Origin of the sequence: Phyllobacterium sophorae, assembly GCF_003010965.1 — a bacterium.
GTDB lineage: Bacteria > Pseudomonadota > Alphaproteobacteria > Rhizobiales > Rhizobiaceae > Phyllobacterium > Phyllobacterium sophorae.
Map to the genome: position 1 here is coordinate 696,740 of NZ_PGGM01000002.1, position 26,325 is coordinate 723,064.

A 26,325-nucleotide genomic window follows, 5' to 3' on the forward strand; every position below is an offset into this window, starting at 1 on the left:
CGGAATGAGGTGCAAACAACATGAAAAATAGCGCAACGACCACGGGCGAATCGCCTTCCCGGCTGATCGACGCGAGGATCAAGGAACTGGATGATTGGCGGGGCAAGACGCTCTCCCATGTCCGCGCACTCATCAAACAGGCTGTCCCCGAGGTTGTCGAGGAGTGGAAGTGGAGAGGTGTCCCGGTTTGGTATAAAGATGGAATGATCTGCACCGGCGAGACGTACAAGAGTGCCGTGAAGGTGACCTTCGCCAAGGGCGCCTCGGTTGATGACCCTTCAGGACTGTTTAATTCCAGCCTGGAAGGCAACACCAGGCGCGCTATCGATTTCCATGAGGGGGATGAAATAGATGAGGATGCCTTCAAGACGCTCATACGCGCCGCTGCTGCCCTGAACAGGTCACCGGCGCGAAAGTCAACCACTTCCACCTGACTTCACCGGTCCGCCAGAGCCAGCTTGACCCCCAGCGCAACGAACGCTCCGGCAAATGTCCGGCGCATCCACGTCAATATCCGCGGACGCGAGATGACATGGTTGCGCACGGACGCGGCGAATAGACCGTAGGCGACGAACACGACGAAGGTCATCGCCATGAAGACACCGCTCAAGCTGAGCATGCGCATGAGCGGCTGGGGCTCGGCGCCACTGACGAATTGCGGCAGGAACGCCAGAAAGAAAATCGACAGTTTTGGATTGAGTATGTTGATCAGGATTGCGGTGATGGTCACTTGCATCAATGACCTTTCACCGCCGTCATCCTCGACATTCAGCGATCCCTTTTCGCGCAACGCGTTCCAGGCCATATAGAGAAGATAGGCGACACCCACATATTTGAAGGTGTGGAAGGCGAGGGCGCTTGTGTGCAGGATCGCCGCCAAACCTCCGATAGCCGCTGCCATATGTGGAATGATGCCGATTGTGCAGCCGGTTGCTGCCGCGACGCTCGCCTTGGCTCCCCGCGCGAGGCCGGTCGCCAGAGTATAGACCACCCCTGTCCCGGGCGAGATCACGATGATGAATGATGTAATGAGGAACTCGATGCCCACGATAATGCTCCTTAAGGGTTCAGTTAACGCACTGAAACCGAACGGGAGCCGTTCGTCTTGAACAGGATTGCAAGAGGAGCAAAAAATCAGGCGACAGCGGCAGCATAAGCACCCGGAGAGACACCGTATATGCGAACGAACAGGCGTGTCATATGGCTTTGGTCGGCGAAGCCGCTTGCTGCGGCGGCATCTGCCAGACCAGATCCTCGCGCGATCAGGCGGCGGGCGGCATCAATCCGCCGCTGCATGAGATAGGCGTGTGGCGTGAGACCAGTTGCCTTGGCAAAGCCGCGCAGGAGCTGAAACCGGCTCAGGCCGGATTCCCGGGCGAGATCCGCCAGTGTGATCGGGGCGGCCGGCTGATCGTCGATCAGAACCTGTGCCTTGCGCACGGCGAAAGGTGCCGGGCGGGATACCTTATTTTCTTGCCGTTTGTCGATGATGCCGTCAAGCAATGCCAACAAGAGCTCTTCGCGATGGAGTTGGGATGACGTGTTGCAGGGCGTTATCATGGTTGAAAACAGCTGCTGGAACAGCGCCGCCACGCTGGCATTGTCCATCACCGGCTGTGCAAACTCGCAACCCGGCCGACCGCCTTCATTCATGTCGCAAACGGCCTGACTGACAATCTCCGGGTCGAAATAGAGCATTCGCCACGAGCGGCCGGCATCGCCTATGGGCATGCCGTCATGCACCTCGCCGGGATTGACGGTGATGACATTGCCTGGCCCCGCTTCCACCGTGCCGCGACCGCTATGGGATTTCTGCGCGCCTTGATGAATGACGCCAATGCCATACTGCTCATGCGTATGCCGTGGAAAGGAATGGCGCGTTGCAGCCTCGATGACCTCAATACCGGCCACTTCGCAGGGATAAATCCTGAATTGACCCTTCAACACCCCATTTCCATTCCGCTTCTGCATGCGTACCGGGTCCCAAACAGACAAAACTTGCTCTAAGTTATCCCAAATCCCCGGTCTCAAGAAGGTGCAACCTGGGGCGGGATAAGAGGTGTAATCATATGTCTCAAATTTGCTTTGTTTCTTGGCTGGTATCTCCGTTCAAAATCACCACATTGGTCGAGACAGTTTGACTGATTCATTACGTATCCGGAGATTGATATGAGTTTCAAAGTCCCACCATCGACCCGGGCATTTTTCCTGTGCACCGCAGTTCTTGCCGGCATGGTGGCGCCACTTCATGCACAGACGGCCACCGATACGGCCAAGCAACTGCCCGCAACCCGCAGCGAGCTTCAGCTCTCCTTCGCGCCGCTCGTGAAGCAAACGGCTGGCGCCGTCGTCAATGTCTATGCGGCGCAAGCGGTACAGACACGCTCGCCCTTTGCCGGCGATCCGTTCTTCGAGCAATTCTTCGGTGGACAGCAGTTCAACGGCCCTCCGCGCGTGCAATCCTCGCTCGGTTCCGGCGTGATTGCCGATGCGTCGGGGATCATCGTGACGAACAATCACGTCATTCGCAATGCCGATACGGTGAAGGTTGCGCTATCGGATGGGCGGGAGTTTGACTCGAAAGTTCTTCTGAAAGACGAATCCACCGACCTCGCGATCCTGAAGATCGATGCCGGTGAGCCGCTGCCCGCCTTGCCATTGGCCGATTCCGACCAGGTGGAGGTGGGCGATCTCGTGCTGGCCATCGGCAATCCGTTCGGTGTCGGGCAGACGGTGACGAGCGGTATCGTTTCGGCGCAGGCGCGAACACGTGTCGGAATTTCCGACTTCGATTTCTTCATACAGACCGATGCAGCGATCAATCCCGGCAATTCGGGCGGTGCACTGATCGATATGACCGGCAAGCTCATTGGCATCAACACCGCGATCTTTTCGCGTTCCGGCGGATCAATCGGAATCGGATTTGCCATTCCTTCCAATATGGTACGGGCGGTTGTTGAGACGGCAAAGGGCGGTGCGGACACGTTTGAACGCCCGTACATCGGTGCTGCTTTTCAGAATGTGACTCCGGATGTCGCTGAAGGGCTTGGCATGAAACAGCCCTATGGCGCCCTGGTGACGAATATCACCAAGAACGGACCGGCAGAGAAGGGCGGGCTGCTCGTCGGCGATGTGGTTTTATCGGTGGATGAGATGCGGATCGAAAATCCGGACGGGCTTGGTTACCGCCTGAGCACCGCAGGCATAGGCAAGACGATAAGGCTGGACGTATTGAGCCGCTCGAAGGAAAAGACCATCACGGTCGTCTTGGAAAAGCCGGGACCGGACTCCCCGGACAATCAGATGCTCATTCAGGGCAGAAATCCCCTTTCCGGTGCGCATGTTATCAAGCTCACTCCGGAAGGTGCGGCGCGTCTGCGCCTGCCGTCCGATACGGAGGGCGTGGCGGTTGACAAAATTTTCCCGAATACGCCCGCCGCGCGGATCGGCTTGCAGCCCGGCGATATTGTGCGTGGGATAAACGGCGCGGAAATCGCAACCATGGCCGATCTGACAAAGGCAATGTCAAGCAAGCCGGTGCTTTGGCGCTTCGAATTTGAGCGGGGTGGTGACATAATCAGGCAAGTCATTCGCTAGAAGAGATAGGTAGAGAGTATGGCGGATCTGTTTTCGGTCCATGACGATCCGGCATTGGACAGGAGCCGGCCGCTTGCCGACCGGCTGCGGCCGAAAACGCTGGGGGAAGTCACCGGACAGGAGCACCTGACCGGCCCGGAAGGTGTATTGACGCGCATGATCGATGCCGGTTCGCTTGGCTCGATGATTTTCTGGGGCCCGCCGGGAACCGGCAAGACGACAGTGGCACGGCTGCTTGCCAATGAGACCAATCTGGCTTTCGAACAGATTTCCGCTATCTTTTCCGGTGTCGCCGACCTGAAGAAGGTCTTTGACATGGCGCGGGCACGCAAAATGTCCGGCCGCCAAACTCTGTTGTTTGTCGACGAGATCCATCGCTTCAACCGGGCGCAGCAGGATTCATTCCTGCCGGTAATGGAGGACGGGACAATCGTCCTCGTCGGAGCGACCACGGAAAACCCTTCATTCGAACTGAACGCCGCTCTCCTGTCTCGCGCCAGGGTTCTGGTGTTTCACCCGCATGACGAGGCAAGCCTCAGCGCCCTGCTGGAGCGTGCGGAGGGCCATGAGAGCAAAGCCTTGCCCTTGACTGCGGAGGCACGCGCGAGCCTTGTCCGGATGGCTGACGGCGACGGACGGGCAATCCTGACGCTTGCCGAGGAAGTCTGGCGCGCGGCACGCGACGGCGAGCTATTCGATGCCGAGCGGGTGCAGCAGATCGTGCAGCGCCGGGCGCCGGTCTATGACAAGAGCCAGGACGGACACTACAATCTTATCTCGGCCCTGCATAAGTCTGTGCGCGGATCCGATCCCGATGCTGCGCTCTATTACCTTTGCCGGATGTTCGACGCGGGCGAGGACCCGCTTTATCTCGGCCGGCGGCTGGTACGCATGGCCAGCGAGGATATCGGCATGGCTGATCCGCAGGCGCTCGTGATCTGCATTGCCGCGAAGGATGCCTATGACTATCTGGGCTCGCCGGAAGGCGAACTCGCCTTGGCGCAGGCCTGCGTCTATCTCGCCACCGCGCCGAAATCCAACGCTGTCTATACGGCCTACAAGGCCGCCATGGCGGTCGCAAAACAGAATGGCTCGCTCGTTCCGCCGAAGCACATCCTCAATGCTCCGACCAAGCTGATGAAGGGCGAAGGGTATGGCAAGGGTTACGCCTATGACCATGATCAGCCCGATGCCTTTTCCGGCCAGAACTATTTTCCGGACGCCCTCGGCCGGCAGACGTTCTACGATCCGCCGGAGCGCGGCTTTGAACGTGAGATCCGCAAACGGATCGATTACTGGAACAAGCTTCGCCAGGAACGCGGAGAAGAATAAGGAAAGGCCGCTCAATAGCGGCCTTTCGTTTGCGTGGACGTTTGCGCGTTAGAGCCCGAGGCTCTTAAGCAGCTTCCGGCTTGCGCGGGAATGGCGTGACGTTTGCCGTGTCGTCGTCGAGCTTCAGGCCGCCGGCTTTGAGCAGCGAGGTGAAGCGGCCGTTCTGACGCGCCAGCTCATCGAAGCTGCCGGATTCGATTACTTCACCCTGATCCATGAAGAGCACGATATCGGCGTCGCGGACCGTGGAAAGACGGTGTGCGATGATGAACGTCGTGCGGTTCTGGCACAGCTTGTCCACTGCAACCTTGACGCGTGCTTCGGTTTCGACGTCGAGCGCACTGGTTGCCTCGTCGAGCACGAGGATCGGCGCGTCCTTGAGGATGGCACGGGCAATGGCAACCCGCTGGCGTTCACCGCCGGAGAGCTGCGAACCGCGTTCGCCAACAACCGTGCCGTAGCCGCCGGACTTCGCGAGGATGAAGTCGCTTGCATCGGCAGCTTCGGCAGCAGCAAGCACGTCCTCGGCACTGGCTTTCGGGCGGCCAATACGGATATTGTCCTCGATCGAACGGTTGAACATGCCGGCATCCTGGAACACCGTAGCGATGGCGTTGCGCAGCGAACGGCGGCTGATCGTGCGCGTATCTATGTCATCGACAAGAATACGGCCTTCCTTTGGATCATAGACACGCTGCAGCAGGTTGATCAGCGTCGTCTTGCCGGCACCGGTCGGGCCGACAATCGCAACTGTCTGACCGGCCTTTGCCTTGAACGAGACATTCTTCAGGCCCTGGGTCGAATTGGCGAATTCGAACGACACATTCTTGAATTCGACATCGCCGCTGACATTGTCAATGTCATGAACCGTCTTTGGTTCTACCGCATAGGCCGCGGAGGCTTCCATATCGAAGAAATCCTCAAGCTTTGCGCGGGCCGCGAAAATCTGGTTCACAAAGGCGCTGAGCTGATCCAGGCGACCAATGAGCAGGCCGGCGAAGCCGATGAACGACACGACCTGACCGACCAGCATTTGGCCTTGCATGACGAAATGTGCGCCGAGGGCCAGAACCACGAGGATGGATATAGTAGACGCCATGCGGTTGATGCCGGCGGCCAGGGCCCACCAGTTCAGTACAGGGTATTGCGCGGCAAGCAGCTGCTTCGCGTAGGACTGCAGCGCACGCGTTTCTTCGTCGATACGATTGTAGCTTTGCAGGACAGAGATATTGCCCATCGAGTCGGTAACGTGGCTGAAGGCCGTAATGTGATGACGCTCGACCTGAGCCTGACCGTCCTTGGTCTTTGCTGTCACAAAGCGGCTCACGAGGACATAAACGACACCCAGAACCGCCAATACGGAAGCCAGACGCCAGTCCTGCGCCACAGCCATGGGAATGAGCCCGACGAGCGCAACGGTGGTCGCGAGGTGAGTGCGCATGAATTCGAGCCACAGGCCGAACAATGTCTCGATGGCGCGCAAAAGCGTATGCATCGCATTGGATGTGCCGCGCTGGTGGTGCCACGAAAGCGGCATGCTGATCACGCGATTGTAAGATTCGGTGAGTACGGCGAGTTTGCGCCGATGCGCAAGCCGGTCGGCCTCCCTCGCAACGAGTACATTGGCGCCGATGTGGAACAAGCCAACTGCAGCCAATTGAGTAAGGGGAACCCATATGTCCGCCTTGTCAGCAATTGCCTGGATGACGAGGCCCATTAGCAACGGCTCAAACAGCATCGTCAGAGCCAAGGCGATGTTGACCACGCAGATAAACACGGTCGCGCGCTTTTCAGCGCCGAGATATTGGAGCGATTTCCAATAGATGTTCAACAATGACACTATGCCACTCCGCTTGCTTGGGCTGCTACTCACGCCGCAGATTGACTCTGCATCAGACTCTTGTGCACCGCAATATTCAATGCTCTAAAGTCTTCGTAGTTGTGCGTTCCTACAAGGAACATTTTTCTACGTCGCGTAACGTCCCGTGATGATTCAACCATTTGAGTTCACAAAATAAACTGGCCGAGCTGAATGTAAAATGAACGCAATATTACTTGTGGCATCCGGCGGAGCGATAGGCTCTGTTGCGAGGTACCTTGTCGGGGTCCTGATGACCCGGGCTTTTGGTGCGAATTACCCCTATGGGACGCTGACGGTGAATGTTGCCGGCGGTTTTCTGATGGGGCTGTTCATCGGCATTATGGCGCAGCGGCTTGAAGGATCGATGGACCTGAGGCTGTTTGTTGCGGTCGGGATCATGGGGGGATTCACCACGTTCTCGTCATTTTCGCTCGATGTTGCCGTGCTTTGGGAGCGTGGTGAGCTCCTCACTGCGCTGATTTATGTCCTTGCAAGCGTGATCTTGAGCATTGGCGCGCTGTTTTTAGGATTATGGCTCGCAAGAATGACTGCATAGTGCTATTCGCCTGAGCAAAAGGTGGAAGTAATGGCAGCGGTAGAACAAAAGACAGTCGATACGGGTGAGGCGGAAATGCGTCTCGACCGGTGGTTCAAGGTACATTATCCGGGTCTGGGTTTCGGGCACCTGCAGAAATTGCTGCGCTCTGGCCAAATCAGGATCGACGGATCCCGCGCCAAATCCGACACAAGGCTGCAGGCCGGACAGACTGTCAGGATTCCGCCGCTTCCGGTGGATTCGAAGGCCGAAGGTCATCTGACCGGCAAGAGCATTCGCGGCCGTGAGGACGGCGATGTCCTGTCGCAGATGTTGCTCTACGAAGATCCGAAGGTTTTCGTGTTCAACAAACCGGCCGGTCTGGCAGTGCAGGGCGGCTCCGGTGTCAATCGCCATGTCGACGACATGCTGGAAGCCTGGCGCAACAAGAAGGGTGAGAAGCCCCGCCTGGTTCACCGGCTGGACCGCGACACGTCCGGCGTCCTTGTGGTTGCCCGTACACGCGGCGCGGCACAGGCGTTGACTGCCGCTTTCCGTGAACGCGAGACGAAGAAAACCTATTGGGCGCTGGTGAAGGGCATACCACGCAAGCGGGAAGACAAGATCACCACCTGGCTGGTCAAGGAAACGACCCCAGACGGCGACCGCATGCGCGTTGCCCAGCATGGTGAGCCGGATTCGGATCACGCCGTTTCCTACTATCGTGTGATCGAATCCGCCGGACAGGTTCTGACCTGGCTGGAAATGGAGCCCTATACGGGCCGGACACACCAGCTGCGTGTTCATGCCGCTCATATTGGCTGCCCCATCATTGGTGATCCGAAGTATTTCGAGGCGGACACGAACTGGTCGTTTCCAGGCGGTATCCAGAACCGCCTGCATCTGCATGCCCGCCGCATCCGTGTTCCCAACCCTTCGGGTGGCGTGATCGACGTGACCGCGCCGTTGCCGCCGCATATGGTGCAGACGTGGAATTTGCTGGGTCTGGACGAACACGACGGGGATGACGACAGTTAGAATCTGTCCCGCAATACTCTAAACCAAAATTGGACTTCGACGATGCGTAACGATCTTTTCAATATGGATGCGAAACAGGATCTTTCCGATCCGGATCCGGTTCGCCGCGCACAAATCCAGTCAAAACTGCCATTACCCAAGCGCTTCTACAAGGAGGCCGCAGTTGCCGAGCGCGAGGGCAAGTTTGCCATCGAGCTCGACGGGCGCGTCGTCAAGACGCCGGCCCGGCAGAACCTTTGCCTGCCGACGCGGGCTGCCGCGCAATTGATTGCCGACGAATTTTCCGCGCAGGAAAAGGAAATCGATCCGGCGCGCATGCCTGCAACGCGCCTCGCCAACACGGCAATCGATGGGATCGTCAATGACCCGCAGGCGGTTCTGGAAGATGTATTGCGCTTCGCCTCATCCGACATGCTGTGCTACCGCGCCGGCTCGCCTGAACGGCTGGTCAACCGGCAGACCGAACTCTGGGATCCGATCATCGAATGGGCAGCATCCGCTCTCGGTGCGCGCTTTGTGCTCGCAGAAGGCGTGATGCATGTGGAGCAGCCGCGCGAGGCGCTTGGCGCGTTCAGCGTTCATCTCGGCGGGTTCAGTGACCCGTTCGCCATTGCAGCCTTGCACATGATTACCACGCTGACCGGATCGGCGATCCTGGCGCTGGCTGTGGCCAAGGGCGAGATTTCGGGCGAGCAAGCCTGGAAGCTGGCGCATGTCGATGAAGATTGGACGATCGAGCATTGGGGCGAGGACGCGGAAGCCGCTGCTCGCCGCGCAGTCCGCGAACACGAAATGATGGCCGCAGTGAAGATGCTTGAAGCGGTTTCGTCTCTCTGAATCGCCATTTTCAGGACAATAGGATTCGCGCCAGCTTCTGAGTTGCAATTTTAAGCAACTGTAGGTCGACAAAATGATCGTATAGAGTTGTGTGAAAATATGCTTGATGCAATTGTTAGTTGATATTTCATATTTATATGGTTGCAAGTTTATAATTATATTACAACTTTGGTATTATATTTGTCTAATAATGCTGGCCTAGCGGTCATACTTTGGTATAACTTACCTTATGCCTGCATGCCGCAGGAGGGGCGAGGAGACCTGCAATGATCCTGGGGCACAATCCAATTGCGTGGGCACTCGCCGTCACCCAACTGACAGCCGCGCCAGCTGGCGTTCCGCGCAATCCGGAACGCCCCATGAATCCTTCGTCATGCAAGGAAGCGCTGGACCGTGTTGAGGAAGCCGCGGAAGGCAGTCCGCTGATTTCGTCTGAACGAAATAAAATGTTGCTGCGCGAGGCCATCAAGAAGGCCAAGCAGCAGTGCCTTACCAGCCCGCCAAAATAGATTTCAGATTAACGACTGTCTGTTGATCCGGCTGAAGCCTTCAGCCGGCAGGGAGGTCGTGTGCCATTTTTTAGCGACAACCGGGAGGAATGAGCATGCCAAACATTGTGGAAACAACAGATGCGGCCGCCAGTACCAGCACGAGCTATGCACTGGTTGCCGGGCAATCCGCCCAGGGCCAACTTGCAGTTGCGGGAGACCGCGACTGGTACCGGATCGATCTCGTCGCGGGCCAGACATATACATTCGGTATGACCGCAACCGGCGATGCCGCCAGCCAGGTGCGCGATACCTATCTGCGTCTGCGCGACAGCGCAGGCATGCAGATCGCCTTTGATGATGACAGTGGTGACGGATTGAATTCGTCGATCACCTTTACTGCGATTACCTCCGGTACCTACTACCTCGATGCGGGCGCGTACAACGATGTCTCGGCCGGCCAATATGATCTTTCGGTTGCTACCGAGACTCTACCGCCGCCGCCGGCAGGCAGCGAGACGACCGATGCAGCCGCGAGCACTGCCACCACCTATGCGCTGGCGGGCGGGCAAACGGTTCGAGGCAATCTCGCAGCGACGGGGGATCGAGACTGGTACCGCATCGAACTGGTTGCGGGGCAGACCTACACATTCGCCATGGCGGGAAGCGGGGCGGCAGGTGCCCAGGTTCGTGATACCTATCTGCGATTGCGCGACAGCACGGGTGCACAAATCGCCTTTGACGACGACAGCGGGGAAGGGCTGAATTCGACGATAAGCTTTACCGCGACTTCATCCGGCGTCTATTATCTCGATGCAGGGTCATACAACAATGCCTATGCCGGCCAATATGATCTTACAGTTGCGGGACCGCCTCCCCAGCCACCCCAACCGCCTTTCGATCCAGGCGATCCGCTGCCGCCGGCGCGCGTCACGGAGACTGCCGACGCGGCCGCCAGCGCCACAACGGCATATTCGCTTGCTATCGGGAAGTCGGCTCAAGGCCAGCTTGGCACTGCAGGCGACCATGACTGGTACGGCGTAAACCTCGTTGCTGGCCAGACCTATACATTCGCGATGGTAGGAACCGGCATCTCCGGGGTCAACGATAGCTATTTGCGGCTTTACAGTGGCGCTGGCGCGCAAATTGCCTACGACGACGACGGCGGACCTGGGGGCAATTCCACCATTACCTTCACCGCAACGACGTCCGGGACCTATTATCTCGATGCGGGCGCCTATAACGACGCTTCTGCCGGTCAGTATGGATTGTCTGCGACCTTGGGAAGCAAAGCCTCCTACGACGAAATGATGGGCGCAGGCGCCCTGATCCGACCCGGCGCGTCATGGAGCACGCCGGGCACGGCTGCAAGCGTCACCTGGGGTATCCGCCAGTCCTCGGCCACTGCGACCGATGCGTCGGGAAATCCGACGCCTTTCATCGCGCCCTCGGCAGCGCAGATCGCTAGCGTACAGGCGGGCCTTGCCTTATATTCCGAAGTTGCGAACCTCACCTTCAGCCAGGTCAATCCCGGCGGCACAACGAATGATGCGACAATCCTGGTGGGTGCGTATTCGTCCAATGTGGATGGTGCGGGAGCATTTGCCTATTACCCCGGATCAACGGCCAGCGGCGATTTGGCTGGAGATATCTGGCTCAACAATACGAGCGTGTCGACCACGTCGCTGCCGAATGGCAGTTTCAGTGCCTTCGCCATTGCTCATGAAATGGGCCATGCAATGGGCCTCGCGCATCCGGGAGACTACAATGCGGCTCCCGGTCTTCCCATCACCTATGCCAACAATGCGCAATTCGTTCAGGATGACCACCAATACTCGGTGATGAGTTATTTCGACGAGTCCAATACCACTGCGTCATATAATGCTTATCCCGACACACTGATGCTGTATGACATTCTTGCCGTGCAACAGCTCTACGGCGCCAACATGACCACCCGCGCCGACAATACGGTTTACGGATTTCACTCGAATGCCGGGTCTGTCTACGACTTCGCGATCAACCGGGATCCCGCACTTTGCATTTGGGATGGCGGCGGCACCGACACGGTCGACGCGTCCGGATTTGGTCAAAACCAGATGATCGATCTGCATGACGGCTCGTTTTCCAACATGGGCGGATTTACCGGGAACATATCCATCGCCTTCGGCGCGATCATCGAAAACGCCATCGGAGGCAGTGGGTCAGACACCTTGACCGGCAATAGCGCCAGCAATGCGCTGACCGGGGGAGCCGGCGCCGACACCTTCTGCTTCAAGGATTTCCTGGGTGTAGGATTCAGTATCGACACGATCACGGATTTCTCCGCGCAAGACGATACGATACGGCTGGACCCGGCGATTTTCACAGCACTTGCGCCGGGCGGCCCGCTTTCGGCCGATGCTTTCCACGTCGGCTCGATAGCCGCGGATGCCTCGGATCGGATCATGTACGACAGCGGAAGCGGCGCGCTTTACTACGACCGCGACGGTGCAGGGGGTCGCGCCGCGGTCTGTTTCGCAAACCTTTCAGGCGGGCTGGCCGTGACCAGCGCGGACTTCCAGGTTGCATAGCGGAGTCCAAACTAAAACCCCGGCTCGTGCCGGGGTCTTTCCTCGTGGAATGTGGTCCAATCAGACCGAATAGTACATGTCGTACTCGACCGGATGCGGGGTCATTTCGAAACGCATCACTTCGGCCATCTTCAATTCGATGAAGCTGTCGATCTGATCGTCATCGAACACGCCGCCGGCCTTCAGGAAGCCGCGATCCTTGTCGAGGCTCTGCAGGGCTTCACGCAGCGAGCCGCAGACGGTCGGGATCTTCTTGAGCTCCTTCGCAGGAAGGTCATAGAGGTCCTTGTCCATCGGTTGGCCGGGATGGATCTTGTTCTTGATGCCGTCGAGGCCGGCCATCAGCATCGCGGCGAAGCCGAGGTAGGGGTTGGCTGTCGGATCCGGGAAGCGGATTTCAACGCGCTTGGACTTCGGCGAGGAGCCGAAAGGAATACGGCATGACGCGGAGCGGTTGCGCGCTGAATAGGCCAGCAGAACCGGAGCCTCATAACCTGGAACCAGACGCTTGTAGGAGTTGGTCGAAGGGTTGGTGAAGGCATTGATCGCCTTGGCATGCTTGATGATGCCGCCGATGAAGAACAGGCAGTTTTCCGAAAGGCCCGCATATTCATTGCCCGCGAAAGTCGGCTTGCCATCCTTCCAGATCGACATGTGAACGTGCATGCCCGAACCGTTGTCGCCGAAAATCGGCTTCGGCATGAAGGTTGCGGTCTTGCCATAGGCATTGGCGACCTGATGCACGACATACTTGTAGATCAGCATCTTGTCGGCGTTGCGGGTGAGGGCGTCGAACTTGATGCCAAGTTCGTGCTGGGCAGCGGCCACTTCGTGATGGTGCTTTTCAACGCGCACGCCCATTTCGGTCAGAACCGTGAGCATTTCCGAGCGCATGTCCTGCGCGCTGTCGATTGGCGGTACGGGGAAGTACCCGCCCTTGACGCGCGGACGGTGACCAAGGTTTCCGGTTTCATAGTCGGTGTCGTCATTGGACGGCAGTTCGGTGGAGTCGAGTTTGAAGCCCGTATTGTATGGATCAGCCTTGTACTTGACGTCGTCGAAGACAAAGAATTCAGCTTCGGGGCCGACGAAGATTGTGTCGCCGATGCCTTCGGCCTTCATGTAGGCTTCGGCCTTCTTGGCGGTTCCGCGTGGATCGCGATTGTAGGATTCACCGGAAATCGGATCGAGAATGTCGCAAAGGATAACCATCGTCGACTGGGCGAAGAAGGGGTCCATGTGAACCGTATCGGTGTCTGGCATGAGCACCATGTCGGACTCGTTAATGGCCTTCCAGCCAGCAATGGAGGAGCCGTCGAACATGACACCGTCGGCAAACATATCTTCATCGACTTCGGCAATGTCCATCGTCACGTGCTGCAACTTCCCCTTTGGATCGGTGAAGCGGAGGTCAAGGAACTTTACGTCGTTGTCCTTGATCTGTTTCAGAATATCTTTGGCGGTCGTCATGTCAATTTTCCTTATTCAGCGACGATGAAGGTTGTTGCCGGCGCGAACGCACCTGCAGATGGGTGTGGGGATCAGATGGCGTCGATGCCGGACTCGCCGGTCCGGATGCGCACAACTTCTTCGATGTTGGAGACAAAGATCTTTCCGTCGCCGATACGGCCGGTCTGCGCGGCCTTGCGGATCGCCTCGATGGCGGCCTCGACGGATTCGTCGCCCAAAACGATCTCTACTTTTACCTTCGGCAAGAAGTCGACGACATATTCGGCGCCACGATACAATTCGGTATGACCTTTTTGACGGCCAAAGCCTTTGGCTTCCGTGACTGTGATGCCTTGAAGGCCCACTTCCTGCAGTGCCTCTTTCACCTCATCCAGTTTGAATGGTTTGATGATGGCTTCGATTTTCTTCATCAGAGAACAGTCTCCCTATGCATAGCAACGGGCCTCTTGCCCGCTTGCCACAACAAAAAGCAGGAAGCATGCCAACTGGCCTCCCGGGTGGAAATAAATCCATGAATAGGATTTTATCGGGGAAGAAACGTAAATTCCTTCAACCTTTGGTGCGCTGCTACCGCAATAAGCCACTCGCCATCAACCGAAGTTGATGAAAAAAGATGCAAGTTGCATATAAAATAGGCGGCACGTGCTTGCTGGCGCGCACAATTACTACGCAACGCGCTCTTTCAACGCCCGTGCTGCCTGCGGAGCGCGCACTTTGCCTTCATGGATGAAATAAACGAAAACATCCCGGGCTCGTCTCTTTGCGTGCTCATCCGGCGAGGCGAGCGGCAGGTCATCAGGTTCGCCGCCATTTGCCCAAACATTGGTGCGCTCTGCCCATTTGTCGAGCGCATCGGCTGGGTAGGCGGTCTCGATGGTATCGTCGCCCTTCTGCAGGCGGGCATATATGAAGTCCGCGGTGACATCGGCGATTTCGGGATATTCGAAATGTTCGGCATAGACCACCGCGACGCCGTTCTTGCGTGCCAGGGCGATAAAATCGGGATCGATGAAAGAAGGATTGCGGACCTCAACGGCGTGACGCAGGGGAAGACCGTCGTGCTTCTTCGGCAGGAGTTCGAGAAAGGCGCCAAAGTCATCCGCATCGAATTTCTTGGTCGGGGCAAACTGCCAAACGACTGGCCCAAGCCGGTCGCCCAGTTCGACAATGCCGGACTTGACGAAGTATTCGATGGAATCGCCGGCTTCGGCAAGGACACGGCGGTTGGTGACGAAGCGATTGCCCTTGACCGAAAAAATGAAGCCGTCCGGGACTTGGCTGGCCCATTTGGCGAAAGTCGCCGGCTTCTGCGTGCCATAATAGGTGCTGTTGATCTCGATTGTCTGCAGATGCTGGCCTGCGTATTCGAGTTCCTTGGTCTTGGAGAGACCTTCCGGGTAGAAGGTGCCGCGCCACGGCTCGAAAGTCCAGCCGCCAATGCCGGTTCGTATGGTTCCGCTTTCGCTCATTCCGCTTCTCCTCCCTTCAATGCCAGATTGAAAAAACCCGCCACGAGGGCGGGCTTCAGGTCATTCCGCGGCCGCCTGCACCTTGTGTCCGGGACGCCGGCGCAGAAGCTCCTTGAGGAACTGACCAGTATAGGAGCGGTCGACTTCGACAATGTCCTCCGGCCGGCCAACAGCGACAATCTCGCCGCCGCCATCACCGCCATGCGGTCCAAGGTCGATTACCCAGTCGGCCGTCTTGATGACCTCGAGATTGTGCTCGATGACGACGACGGTATTGCCTTGATCCACCAGTTCATGCAGGACTTCAAGAAGCTTCGCTACATCGTGGAAATGCAAGCCAGTTGTTGGCTCATCGAGGATGTAGAGCGTGCGGCCGGTCGCCTTGCGCGACAATTCCTTGGCGAGCTTTATGCGCTGCGCTTCGCCGCCGGACAGGGTATTGGCCTGTTGACCGACATGGATATAACCGAGGCCGACCTTGGCAAGTGTCTGCAGCTTGTCGCGTACTGCCGGAACTGCGGCGAAGAACTCGGCACCTTCCTCGACGGTCATATCGAGCACGTCGGCGATCGACTTGCCCTTGAACAGAACCTCCAGCGTCTCGCGGTTGTAGCGCTTGCCATGGCAGACATCGCAGGTGACATAAACGTCCGGCAGGAAGTGCATCTCGATCTTGATCACGCCATCGCCCTGGCAGGCTTCGCAGCGCCCGCCCTTGACGTTAAAGGAGAAGCGGCCGGGCTGATAGCCACGTGCCTTCGCCTCGGGGAGACCGGCAAACCAGTCGCGGATCGGAGTAAAAGCGCCTGTGTAAGTTGCCGGGTTGGAGCGCGGCGTGCGGCCGATCGGCGATTGGTCGATATCGATGACCTTGTCGAGAAATTCCAGCCCGTCGATGCGGTCATGGTCAGCAGGATGTTCGCGCGATCCCATGATGCGGCGCGATGCGGCCTTGAACAGCGTTTCGATCAGGAATGTCGATTTGCCGCCACCGGAAACGCCGGTCACGGCGGTGAATGTGCCAAGTGGAATCTCTGCGGAGACGTTCTTGAGATTGTTGCCGCGCGCACCGACGATCTTGATGCGCTTCTTGGTTGTCTTGCGCCGCTCCGATGGCACAGCCACCTCTATGGCTCCGGACAGATATTGGCCGGTGAGCGATTTCGGGCTGGCCATGATATCGGCGGGCGACCCTTGCGCAATGATCTCGCCGCCATGAATACCTGCGGCCGGACCAATATCGACAACATAGTCGGCGGTGAGGATCGCATCTTCATCGTGCTCGACGACGATAACGGTATTGCCGAGATCGCGCAGGTGGCGCAGGGTCTTCAACAGTTGCTCGTTGTCGCGCTGATGCAGCCCGATGGACGGCTCGTCGAGCACATAGAGCACACCCGTAAGGCCCGACCCGATCTGCGAGGCCAGGCGGATACGCTGGCTTTCGCCGCCGGACAAGGTTCCGGAATTGCGCGACAGCGCCAGATAGTCGAGACCGACATCGTTGAGGAAGCGCAAGCGCTCGCGAATTTCCTTGAGGATACGTGCCGCAATCTCGGTCTGTTTTTCGTTGAACGTCTTGTCGATTTCGCGGAACCAGGCGTCGGCATGGCGAATGGACTTCTCGGTGATCTGACCGATATGCATGCCGCCGATTTTCACGGCCAATGCTTCAGGCTTCAGCCGGTAGCCATTGCAGGCAGGACAGGGGGTGCCGGACATGAAGCGCTCGATCTCTTCGCGCGACCAGGCAGAGTCGGTCTCCTTCCAGCGCCGCTCGAGATTTGGAATGACACCTTCGAACGGCTTGGTGGTGCGATAGGAACGCAGGCCGTCATCATAGGCGAACTGCACCTCACGGCTGCCCGTGCCGTAGAGAATGGCCTGCTGCGCCTCCTCGTTCAGATCGCTCCAGCGGTCGCCAAGCTTGAAGCCATAGGCAGCGCCAAGGGCATCCAGCGTCTGATTGTAATAGGGCGAGCTCGATTTCGACCACGGGGCAATTGCACCATTCTTCAGCGTCAGACTCTCATCCGGCACGATCATCGTCGGATCGATCGCCTTCTGCGTGCCAAGGCCATCGCAGGTGGGGCAGGCGCCGAAGGGATTGTTGAACGAGAACAGGCGCGGCTCGATTTCCGAAATGGTGAAGCCCGAAACCGGGCAAGCGAATTTTTCCGAGAACATCAGCCGCTCATGGGTATCGTTCTTGGACTTGTTGGCGGATTCACTCGATGTTTCGTCAGCCGGAAGCGGCTTATCGGCAAATTCCGCAACGGCAATGCCGTCGGCCAGCTTCAGGGAAGTTTCAAGACTATCCGCCAAGCGGGCGGCAATATCGGACCGCACGATGATACGGTCGACCACGACGTCGATATCGTGCTTGTATTTCTTGTCGAGTGCAGGGACATCGGCGATCTCGTAGAAAATGCCGTCAACTTTCACGCGCTGGAAGCCGCGCTTCTGGAGGTCGGCCATTTCCTTGCGATACTCGCCCTTACGGCCGCGGACGATTGGCGCAAGAACAAACAGGCGAGTGCCCTCTTCAAGCGCGAGAACGCGGTCGACCATCTGGCTTACAGTCTGGCTTTCGATCGGCAGACCGGTTGCCGGAGAATAGGGGATGCCGACACGCGCGTAGAGCAGGCGCAGATAGTCGTAGATTTCCGTGACAGTGCCAACCGTCGACCGCGGGTTGCGGCTGGTTGTCTTCTGCTCAATGGAAATAGCCGGAGAGAGACCGTCGATCTGATCCACGTCCGGCTTCTGCATCATCTCGAGAAACTGCCGCGCATAGGCGGACAGGCTCTCGACATAGCGCCTCTGCCCTTCGGCATAGATCGTGTCGAATGCGAGCGACGACTTCCCCGATCCGGACAGGCCGGTCATGACAATCAGCTTGTCGCGCGGCAGGTCGAGATCAATGTTCTTCAAATTGTGTTCGCGGGCGCCGCGAATGGAAATGTATTTCTGATCGCTCATGTCTGTTTGCCTTTGAGAGGGCACGCTATTCTGGAAGGAGGTACTGCCCTCTGGCGAGAGGCTTTCCTATATTTAGAAAGTCCCTGCCGTTTTGCGAGGTCAAACCCTGATGGAATCACCATAGCCATGTTGACATTGTTAGAGCAAGTGATAGAACAAAAAAAGAACAAATCGCGCAAGTCATGCTGACATTGAGTGAAAGCTGTCGCAGTCTCATGGTTGCCCGCGAAAACCTTGTGAAAGATGGCGATTGACGGGCGGCGGGCGTTGAAAGTCTCCTGACAAATCTGGCAGGAGCGTTTCGCAAGGCGTCAATGCTGATATGGCCAGGAACGGTATATTGTGGATAGCGGTAATCAGTTGCCCGCCATGAATGCGGCTTCTGTATGATGGCGCAAATTTTAAAATCGGAATTTACGGAGTTTAAATCATGGCAGGCAGTGTCAACAAGGTCATTTTGGTAGGAAATCTTGGCGCTGACCCGGAAGTCCGGCGGTTGGGTTCGGGTGACCCGGTCGTTAATCTCCGCATTGCGACGTCGGAAAGCTGGCGCGACAAGAACAGCGGTGAACGCAAGGAAAAGACTGAATGGCATAGCGTTGTCATCTTCAATGACAATCTGGCCAAGGTTGCCGAGCAGTATTTGAAGAAGGGCATGAAGGTCTATCTCGAAGGTGCGCTGCAGACCCGCAAGTGGCAGGACCAGACGGGCAATGACCGCTATTCGACGGAAGTCGTTTTGCAGAAATTCCGCGGCGAGTTGCAGATGCTCGATTCACGCGGCGAGGGCGCCGGAGCTGGCGGCGGCCGTTCGTTCGACAACAATTCGAGCCGTGGCCAGGTCTCGGACAACGACTACGGCTCCGATTTCGGTCGCTCCAGCGCTTCATCCAGCAGCTCATCCAGCGCAAGCGGCGGGAATTTCTCGCGCGATCTCGACGATGAAATCCCGTTCTGACAACTGGACGGATCAGACAGCGGATGAATAGTGCAAACGCCCGGTCATGATCAGTGATCTGGGCGTTTACGCCGGACTTTTTTCGATTGCTTTCGCTGCCGCTACCGTTCTGCCGATGCAATCGGAAGCGGCGCTCGCCGGCCTTCTCCTCAGCGATGCCTATTCACCGGCAGTTCTGATTGGCGTTGCCAGCGTTGGCAATGTGCTCGGCTCAATCGTCAACTGGCTGCTTGGCCGCGGAATCGACCGGTTCCGCGATCGCAAATGGTTTCCCGCCAGTCAGGCGCAGCTTGATCGGGCTGCGTCCTGGTATCAACGCTACGGCAAATGGACGCTTCTTTTGAGTTGGGCACCCATCATAGGTGACCCGCTGACGGTAATTGCCGGGGTATTGCGGGAGCCCCTGCTCAGCTTCGTTATCCTTGTAGCCATTGCCAAGACCGGTCGCTACCTCGCGATTCTGGCACTGACCACAGGCTTGTAAGCTGCCGCATCAGGGATGCATTTTTGCGCCTTTGGTGATTTTGTCGACCAGCTTCCTGTCAGCCCGCATGGCGATGCCAACGACCTTTGCATCATCCGGGGCGAACTGCGCGAAGACCGCGCGGTTTGCCGCATCATGGCCGGTGGAGAACATCTCCTCGACGTAGAGACAGGTTCTGATATCGCGCTCGAGCGAACGGCGGTGAATATTTGAAATCGTTGCCTGATCGGCTGCCAGCACGATCACTGGCTGAATTGACAGGGGGTTATAGATGTTGCCAGCACGGTCGCGGTAGGGTTCGCCGATCACCTCAGGTGATTGGGCAACGATGCCGCTGGTGAGAAATGCGGCCACATTCAGCGCTTGCCAGGACGCAAGGTCGTTTCGCAGCACGATTGCAATTTTGGTATCGAACATCGATATAGGTTTCCGTGTCATGAAGAGTTGGGCTTATGCTGGACGTTTTAGGCGAAGAGGCAGTGCACAGTCTTGGACGTTTGTGCGAACTACCCGGGCAGGACGCCATCCTGTCGGCACCTTCCAATCCAGGCCTTGAACGGATCGAAGCGCGCTTTGCCGGCGATGGCTACGACCTGCACCGGCATGACACCTATGCGATCGGGGTGACGCTGCACGGTGTCCAGACGTTCTGGTATCGCGGCCAGCGGCGCTATAGCCTGCCCGGCAATATCATCGTGCTTCATCCGGACGAGATCCATGACGGCGGGGCCGGTACCGATGATGGCCTGCGCTATCGCATGCTCTATCTCGAGCCGTCGCTGGCGCTGCAGTCGCTGCGCGCCGGCTCGCTGCCGTTCGTCAAAGACCCGGTTTTCGCTGATCCGGCCATGGCGGCCATTCTGTCGGCCGCTCTCGACAATCTTGACGAGGAATTGGATGAGTTGGCGGTCGACGATATCATTTCCCGATTGACGCAAAGCCTGGCCCGGCACGCCCGGCAGAACGTCAAGCCATTGGGGCCCGCTGCTGTGCGGCAGACGGAACTGGCGCGTGATTATCTTGAGGAACATGCCTTGCGTCTTGTCCGCTCAGGCGAGCTCGAGGCGGTAAGTGGGCTTGATCGTTACACTTTGTCCCGGCATTTCCGGGCGCTATACGCCACAAGTCCCCACCGTTTCCTGCTGATGCGCCGCCTGCAGCGGGCACGCGAGATGATCAAGGCCGGCGACCCACTGGCCGAGATCGCGGCGGCGGCGGGATTCACGGACCAGAGCCATCTCAACCGGCAATTCAAGAAAGCCTTCGGCTTGACCCCCGGACGCTGGGCAGCCCTGATCGGCGTCAATTCTGGCTAGCACACACGATACCTCAAGGCTGGTGCGCGTGTGGTGCAATTGTCCGGCCCGGCGCCGTCTGTTAGACAGGCGTTCGGTTTGTGCATCGGAGCCCTGTCATGACGGAACCCCAGACGCCATCGAATACGCGGCACCGCCTGGTCATCGTCGGTGGAGGCTTCGGTGGACTGGAGACGGTCCACAATCTTCGTAATGCCGATATAGACATCACGCTTATCGACCAGCGCAACCATCATCTGTTCCAGCCCTTGCTCTATCAGGTGGCGACTTCGACATTGGCGACATCGGAAATCGCCTGGCCGATCCGGCATCTACTGCGGAAGTACAAGAATGTCAAAACGCTGCTGGGTACGGTCGAAGCGGTCGATACCGCCGCCAGGACCGTATCAACTGCCGATGGCGAAACGATTCCCTACGATACGCTGGTGCTGGCGACCGGTGCACGCCATGCATATTTCGGCCACGACGATTGGGAACCGTTCGCGCCCGGCTTGAAAACGCTGGAAGATGCAACGACGATCCGGCGGCGTATTCTTACTGCATTCGAAAAAGCAGAACGTGAGCCTGATCCGGCGAAGCGCGCGGAGTATCTGACATTCGTGATGATAGGTGGCGGTCCGACAGGGGTCGAGGTTGCCGGAACGATAGCCGATCTTGCCCGCGATACGTTGAAGGGTGATTTCAGGGTAATCGATCCGGCATCCGCGCGTGTCGTGCTGATCGAGGGTGGACCTAGGGTATTGCCGGCTTTCAGTGAAGACATGTCCGCCTATGCAAAGAAAGCGCTGGAAAAGCTAGGCGTGACGGTCCACCTCGGCAATCCGGTCACCGAATGCCATGCGGACGGCGTCGAATTCGGCGGACAGTCACTGCGCGCCAGGACCATCATCTGGGCAGCCGGTGTCCAGGCATCGCCCGCCGCGAAATGGCTGAATGTACCCGCAGACCGCGCCGGACGGGTCATTGTCAATGCCGACCTGACGGCACCGGGATATCCAGAGATCTTCGTCATCGGCGACACGGCCACCGTTGCCAATGGCGGCAAGGGTACGGTGCCCGGTATCGCTCCAGCAGCCAAGCAGCAGGGTGTCCATATTGCCAAGACGATCAAGGCCAGACTTGCCGGGGATAGCGCATCATCGCCATTCGTGTACCGTCACGCCGGCGATCTGGCGACGATCGGCAAACGGGCCGCGGTAACGGATTTTGGCTGGATCAAGCTCAAGGGCTACATCGCTTGGTGGCTATGGGGCCTTGCCCATATCTATTTCCTGATCGGCGTGCGCAACCGCCTGGCGGTTGCCTTGAGCTGGCTGTGGATCTCAGTGAGCGGCGCTCGCAGCGCGCGACTGATCACACAGCGGGACGCTGCAGAAGAAGCGAACATGGACGAAAGCGGAGGCTAGAGCAGATTTTGCCAATCCCTCGACTTTGAACCAAATCCTGTACGGAAGAATGACTCCAAATAGACAAAACCTGCTCTCGCAGGGCAGCCGTCAGCCAATAAACGTCTTGATGCCGTCGGCCACGAACTGAACGGCGAGGGCGGCGAGAATGACGCCGAGAAGACGGGTCAGGATGGAGCGGCCAGTCTCGCCAAGGAAGCGGTCAACGCGCTCGGCAAGCAAAAACACCACATAAGATGCGGCAATGCAGATCAAGATGATACCGATTAACGCCAGGCGCGATGTGGCGTCGGAAAGCGTGCCCGCCAACAGGATAGTGGCGGAGATCGCGCCCGGACCGGCGATAAGCGGAATTGCGAGCGGGAAGGCAGCGATGTTGCGGATATGGTCCTTGGTGATGGCCACCTCGGCGCTCTTTTCCTTTCGCTCGTTGCGGCGCTCGAAAATCATTTCGAAGGCGATCCAGAACAGAAGCAGACCACCGGCGATCCGGAAAGCGCCCAGCGTGATGCCAAAAAGGGCCAGGATCTGAGCGCCGGCGACGGCAAAGATAGTCAGCACGATGAACGCGATAAGGCTTGCCCGCAACCCGACCTGGCTGCGCTCCTTGCGATTCATGCCGCGTGTAAGCGCCAGAAACAGCGGTGCCAGACCCGGTGGATCGATCGTCACCATCAAGGTCACGAGCGCATTGAGAAGAGTGTCAGAATACGCCACGATTTTGCTTTTCTTTTCTGTTTAAAGCTCGCCAACCTGCCGATCAAAGCCTCCGCAACCTATCGGATTCTCTATCCGGCGTCGAGAAACATGGAAATCCTTGCGCAAGTTTTTCGCCGCATGAGAAAAACTATTTTATCTTATTGATATTAAAGGTTTTTCTGCTGTGAATTACTGTCCCGTTTATTGGCTTTTCGCCCGGAAAGCCGCTATAAGATCAAAGATTGATTCTATACGAAAGATGAGTGCCTCGTGTCTGACCTAACTCCACCTTCTGGCCCCGAAGACGATAAATCCGGCCCAATCTCCGGAATCGAGCCCATTTCCATCATAGAGGAAATGCAGCGCTCCTATCTCGATTATGCGATGAGCGTAATCGTCAGTCGTGCGCTGCCTGATGTGCGCGACGGTCTGAAGCCTGTGCATCGTCGCATCCTGCACGCGATGAACGAGATGGGCCTGTCGTGGAACCGGTCCTACCGCAAATCGGCCGGTGTCGTCGGTGAGGTGATGGGTAAATTCCACCCGCATGGTGACGCCTCCATCTACGACGCACTTGTCCGCATGGCGCAGGATTGGTCATTGCGGGATCCTCTTGTCGACGGGCAGGGGAATTTCGGTTCGATAGACGGCGATTCACCGGCCGCGATGCGGTACACGGAATGCCGTCTGGAGAAGGTAACGGAATCGCTGCTCGAGGATATCGACAAGGAAACAGTCGATTTCCAGGATAATTACGATGGGCGCGAGCAGGAGCCTGTGGTTCTGCCTGCGCGTTTCCCCAATCTTCTCGTCAATGGTTCTGGCGGTATCGCAGTCGGTATGGCAACGAATGTGCCGCCGCACAATCTGGCCGAGGTTATCAATGGCTGTATCGCGCTGATCGACAACCCGGCGATCGATTTACCGGAAATGATGGAGATTATTCCCGGTCCGGATTTCCCGACCGGGGGTATCGTCCTTGGCCGCTCGGGCATCTACTCAGCTTACAGCACAGGCCGCGGTTCGATCCTCATGCGCGGTAAAGTTGCAGTTGAGAGCATGCGCGGCGATCGCGAAGCCATTATCATCACCGAAGTTCCGTATCAGGTGAACAAGGCGACAATGATCGAGAAGATGGCCGACCTGGTGCGTGAAAAGCGCATCGAGGGCATCTCTGACATTCGCGATGAATCAGATCGCGACGGATATCGCGTCGTCGTTGAACTGAAGCGTGATGCGGTGGCGGACGTCATCATCAACCAGCTCTATCGTTTCACACCCCTTCAGACGTCTTTTGGCGCCAATATGGTGGCGTTGAACGGCGGCAAGCCGGGACTGCTCAATCTCCTGGACATTTTGCGCGCGTTCGTCAGCTTTCGCGAGGAAGTTGTCAGCCGCCGCACCAAGTTCCTGCTGCGAAAGGCGCGCGACCGCGCGCACGTCCTGGTTGGCTTGGCCATTGCCGTCGCCAATATTGACGAAATCATTGCACTTATCCGCCGGGCGCCCGATCCTGCTACGGCCCGCGATCAGTTGATGGAGCGCCGCTGGCCCGCCAATGATGTTGCGCCGCTGATCACCCTGATCGCTGATCCGCGCCATACGCTCAACGACGACAACACCTATAACCTCTCCGAAGAGCAGGCGCGCGCTATTCTCGATCTGCGATTGCAGCGCCTGACAGCGCTAGGCCGCGATGAAATCGCTGACGAGCTGAACAAGATCGGCGTCGAGATCGCCGATTATCTCGAGATCCTGGCATCTCGCCTGCGGATCATGGGTCTGGTCAAGGACGAGCTGGTCGTAATTCGCGATGAATTCGGCACGCCGCGCCGCACTGAGCTTACCGAGGGTGGCGCCGATATGGACGATGAAGATCTCATCGCCCGTGAAGATATGGTGGTGACCGTCAGCCACGCCGGCTACATCAAGCGTGTGCCCCTGGTGACCTATCGCGCGCAACGCCGCGGCGGCAAGGGCCGTTCCGGCGTGACGATGAAGGACGAGGATTCCGTTACACGGCTGTTCGTGGCCAATACGCATACGCCGGTGCTGTTCTTCTCGTCGCGCGGCATCGTCTATAAGGAAAAGGTCTGGCGTCTGCCGATCGGTACGCCGCAATCACGCGGCAAGGCACTCATCAACATGCTGCCGCTGGAACAGGGCGAACGCATCACGACGATCATGCCGCTGCCGGAGGACGAGGCAAGCTGGGCCAATCTCGACGTGATGTTCGCCACGACGCGCGGCACGGTTCGCCGCAACAAGCTGTCCGACTTCATCCAGGTCAATCGCAATGGCAAGATCGCGATGAAGCTTGAGGAAGAGGGCGATGAAATCCTCAGCGTCGATACCTGCGACGAGTTCGACGATGTATTGCTGACTGCCGCCGGCGGCCAGTGTATCCGTTTCCCCGTAACCGATGTGCGTGTGTTCGCCGGGCGCAACTCGATCGGCGTGCGTGGCATCACATTGGCTCCGGGGGACAAGATCATCTCCATGTCCATTCTCGGTCATGTGGACGCAAGCCCCGCCGAACGCTCGGCCTATCTGAAGCAGGCTGCGGCTGAAAGGCGGGCACAGGGCGCCGACGACGTTGAAGAAATTGCTTTGGTCGGCGAGGAAGCCACAGATGTGGCCGATCTTTCGCCGGAGCGTTACGCCGAACTGCGCGATCGCGAAGAGACCGTGCTGACGGTTAGCGAATATGGCTACGGCAAGCGCTCGTCGTCCTATGAATTCCGCGTTTCCGGGCGCGGTGGCAAGGGCATTCGCGCCACCGACACGTCGAAGACCGATGAAATAGGCAAGCTGGTGGCGTTGTTCCCGGTCCAGGATTCCGATCAGATCCTGCTCGTATCGGATGGTGGCCAGCTGATCCGCGTTCCGGTCAATGGCATCCGTGTCGCCGGACGCTCGACCAAGGGCGTGACCATTTTCAATACGGCTGATGGGGAGAAAGTGGTTTCGGTCGAACCGATTTCCGAAACGGAAACCGATGATATCGAGGCTGAAACGTCCGTTGAAGCCGAGGCAGCAACCCCTGTCACGGATCCCGGCTCTGAAGAAGTCTAGCGCCGCCGGATCGCGCGATTAAAGATCGCTACGATGGTGATAAACACCGAAGCGGGATGTTCTGAGAGGAGCCTCCCGCTTTTTATTTTCTTCTACAATCATGATGATGGCGGAAACGATCATAGCAACCATCATGGCAATGCTCAGAAGAATAAACATATTCTGTCCCTTCGATCTTGCACTCTTTCAGAGTTAGCAACGTGCTAAC

23 protein-coding genes are annotated in these 26,325 nt (G+C 57.9%); 13 read left to right on the plus strand and 10 right to left on the minus strand.

Features of this window, described 5'->3' with window-relative positions:
• Positions 1-20 precede the first annotated feature (20 nt).
• Positions 21-434 carry a DUF1801 domain-containing protein gene (locus CU103_RS07425; RefSeq protein WP_106663227.1) on the plus strand — a complete coding sequence of 138 codons (414 nt, stop codon included), beginning with the start codon at positions 21-23 and terminating at the stop codon, positions 432-434.
• 2 nt (positions 435-436) lie between these two features.
• Here CU103_RS07425 and CU103_RS07430 read toward each other — a convergent pair whose 3' ends face one another.
• Complete coding sequence (locus CU103_RS07430; protein WP_106663228.1) at positions 437-1,048, minus strand: LysE family translocator; 612 nt, start codon at positions 1,046-1,048, stop codon at positions 437-439.
• An 86-nt stretch (positions 1,049-1,134) separates the two neighbouring features.
• Positions 1,135-1,947: an AraC family transcriptional regulator gene (locus tag CU103_RS07435; RefSeq protein WP_162707138.1), complete on the minus strand. Its 813-nt coding sequence runs from the start codon at positions 1,945-1,947 to the stop codon at positions 1,135-1,137.
• A 285-nt stretch (positions 1,948-2,232) separates the two neighbouring features.
• On the opposite strand from CU103_RS07435, the gene CU103_RS07440 reads away from it, so the two are divergent.
• Together CU103_RS07440 and CU103_RS07445 are read left to right on the plus strand one after the other, a co-directional pair.
• Positions 2,233-3,597, plus strand: a complete 1,365-nt coding sequence (locus tag CU103_RS07440) for a DegQ family serine endoprotease (RefSeq protein ID WP_106663355.1) — start codon at positions 2,233-2,235, stop codon at positions 3,595-3,597.
• Positions 3,598-3,615: 18 nt separating this feature from the next.
• Positions 3,616-4,929, plus strand: coding sequence for a replication-associated recombination protein A (locus CU103_RS07445; protein ID WP_106663230.1), 1,314 nt, complete (start codon positions 3,616-3,618; stop codon positions 4,927-4,929).
• A gap of 64 nt (positions 4,930-4,993) precedes the next feature.
• On the opposite strand, the gene CU103_RS07450 is transcribed toward CU103_RS07445, so the two are convergent.
• Complete coding sequence (locus CU103_RS07450; RefSeq protein ID WP_106663231.1) at positions 4,994-6,769, minus strand: glucan ABC transporter ATP-binding protein/ permease; 1,776 nt, start codon at positions 6,767-6,769, stop codon at positions 4,994-4,996.
• 199 nt (positions 6,770-6,968) lie between these two features.
• Between CU103_RS07450 and crcB the strand changes: the two genes are divergently transcribed.
• The 5 genes from crcB to CU103_RS07475 all read left to right on the plus strand — a co-directional run bounded on the left by crcB (position 6,969) and on the right by CU103_RS07475 (position 12,258).
• Entirely contained in the window at positions 6,969-7,346 is a 378-nt protein-coding gene (crcB, locus tag CU103_RS07455) for a fluoride efflux transporter CrcB (protein WP_106663232.1), read from the plus strand.
• 30 nt (positions 7,347-7,376) lie between these two features.
• Positions 7,377-8,363, plus strand: a complete 987-nt coding sequence (locus CU103_RS07460) for an RluA family pseudouridine synthase (protein ID WP_106663233.1) — start codon at positions 7,377-7,379, stop codon at positions 8,361-8,363.
• 42 nt (positions 8,364-8,405) lie between these two features.
• Positions 8,406-9,200: an ATP12 family chaperone protein gene (locus tag CU103_RS07465; protein ID WP_106663234.1), complete on the plus strand. Its 795-nt coding sequence runs from the start codon at positions 8,406-8,408 to the stop codon at positions 9,198-9,200.
• A gap of 266 nt (positions 9,201-9,466) precedes the next feature.
• Positions 9,467-9,709, plus strand: coding sequence for a hypothetical protein (locus tag CU103_RS07470; protein WP_106663235.1), 243 nt, complete (start codon positions 9,467-9,469; stop codon positions 9,707-9,709).
• A gap of 95 nt (positions 9,710-9,804) precedes the next feature.
• Positions 9,805-12,258, plus strand: a complete 2,454-nt coding sequence (locus tag CU103_RS07475) for a M10 family metallopeptidase C-terminal domain-containing protein (RefSeq protein WP_162707137.1) — start codon at positions 9,805-9,807, stop codon at positions 12,256-12,258.
• 60 nt (positions 12,259-12,318) lie between these two features.
• On the opposite strand, the gene glnA is transcribed toward CU103_RS07475, so the two are convergent.
• The 4 genes from glnA to uvrA all read right to left on the minus strand — a co-directional run bounded on the left by glnA (position 12,319) and on the right by uvrA (position 18,179).
• Positions 12,319-13,728, minus strand: coding sequence for a type I glutamate--ammonia ligase (gene glnA / locus CU103_RS07480; protein WP_106663237.1), 1,410 nt, complete (start codon positions 13,726-13,728; stop codon positions 12,319-12,321).
• A gap of 71 nt (positions 13,729-13,799) precedes the next feature.
• Entirely contained in the window at positions 13,800-14,138 is a 339-nt protein-coding gene (locus tag CU103_RS07485) for a P-II family nitrogen regulator (RefSeq protein WP_008123000.1), read from the minus strand.
• A gap of 255 nt (positions 14,139-14,393) precedes the next feature.
• On the minus strand, positions 14,394-15,197 hold the full coding sequence (locus tag CU103_RS07490) for a DUF72 domain-containing protein (protein WP_106663238.1): 804 nt from the start codon (positions 15,195-15,197) through the stop codon (positions 14,394-14,396).
• Positions 15,198-15,257: 60 nt separating this feature from the next.
• A complete protein-coding gene (gene uvrA / locus CU103_RS07495; RefSeq protein ID WP_106663239.1) occupies positions 15,258-18,179 on the minus strand; it encodes an excinuclease ABC subunit UvrA in 2,922 nt (973 codons plus the stop codon).
• Between the two features lie 430 nt (positions 18,180-18,609).
• Here uvrA and CU103_RS07500 point away from each other — a divergent pair, with 430 nt between their 5' ends.
• Together CU103_RS07500 and CU103_RS07505 are read left to right on the plus strand one after the other, a co-directional pair.
• Positions 18,610-19,137 (plus strand): single-stranded DNA-binding protein, encoded by a 528-nt coding sequence (locus CU103_RS07500; RefSeq protein WP_106663240.1) that lies wholly within the window; start codon positions 18,610-18,612, stop codon positions 19,135-19,137.
• Positions 19,138-19,186: 49 nt separating this feature from the next.
• Positions 19,187-19,621: a YqaA family protein gene (locus CU103_RS07505; RefSeq protein WP_106663356.1), complete on the plus strand. Its 435-nt coding sequence runs from the start codon at positions 19,187-19,189 to the stop codon at positions 19,619-19,621.
• A 9-nt stretch (positions 19,622-19,630) separates the two neighbouring features.
• Here the strand turns inward: CU103_RS07505 and CU103_RS07510 are convergent, their stop codons facing one another.
• A complete protein-coding gene (locus CU103_RS07510) occupies positions 19,631-20,038 on the minus strand; it encodes a DUF2000 family protein (protein WP_106663241.1) in 408 nt (135 codons plus the stop codon).
• 35 nt (positions 20,039-20,073) lie between these two features.
• On the opposite strand from CU103_RS07510, the gene CU103_RS07515 reads away from it, so the two are divergent.
• Positions 20,074-20,937: an AraC family transcriptional regulator gene (locus CU103_RS07515; protein WP_106663242.1), complete on the plus strand. Its 864-nt coding sequence runs from the start codon at positions 20,074-20,076 to the stop codon at positions 20,935-20,937.
• Between the two features lie 98 nt (positions 20,938-21,035).
• Positions 21,036-22,343 (plus strand): NAD(P)/FAD-dependent oxidoreductase, encoded by a 1,308-nt coding sequence (locus CU103_RS07520; RefSeq protein ID WP_106663243.1) that lies wholly within the window; start codon positions 21,036-21,038, stop codon positions 22,341-22,343.
• Positions 22,344-22,433: 90 nt separating this feature from the next.
• Here CU103_RS07520 and CU103_RS07525 read toward each other — a convergent pair whose 3' ends face one another.
• Complete coding sequence (locus CU103_RS07525; RefSeq protein ID WP_106663244.1) at positions 22,434-23,060, minus strand: MarC family protein; 627 nt, start codon at positions 23,058-23,060, stop codon at positions 22,434-22,436.
• A gap of 339 nt (positions 23,061-23,399) precedes the next feature.
• Between CU103_RS07525 and gyrA the strand changes: the two genes are divergently transcribed.
• Positions 23,400-26,117, plus strand: coding sequence for a DNA gyrase subunit A (gyrA, locus tag CU103_RS07530; protein ID WP_245448663.1), 2,718 nt, complete (start codon positions 23,400-23,402; stop codon positions 26,115-26,117).
• Between the two features lie 18 nt (positions 26,118-26,135).
• Here the strand turns inward: gyrA and CU103_RS31305 are convergent, their stop codons facing one another.
• Positions 26,136-26,276, minus strand: coding sequence for a hypothetical protein (locus CU103_RS31305; RefSeq protein ID WP_162707136.1), 141 nt, complete (start codon positions 26,274-26,276; stop codon positions 26,136-26,138).
• Positions 26,277-26,325: the final 49 nt, after the last annotated feature.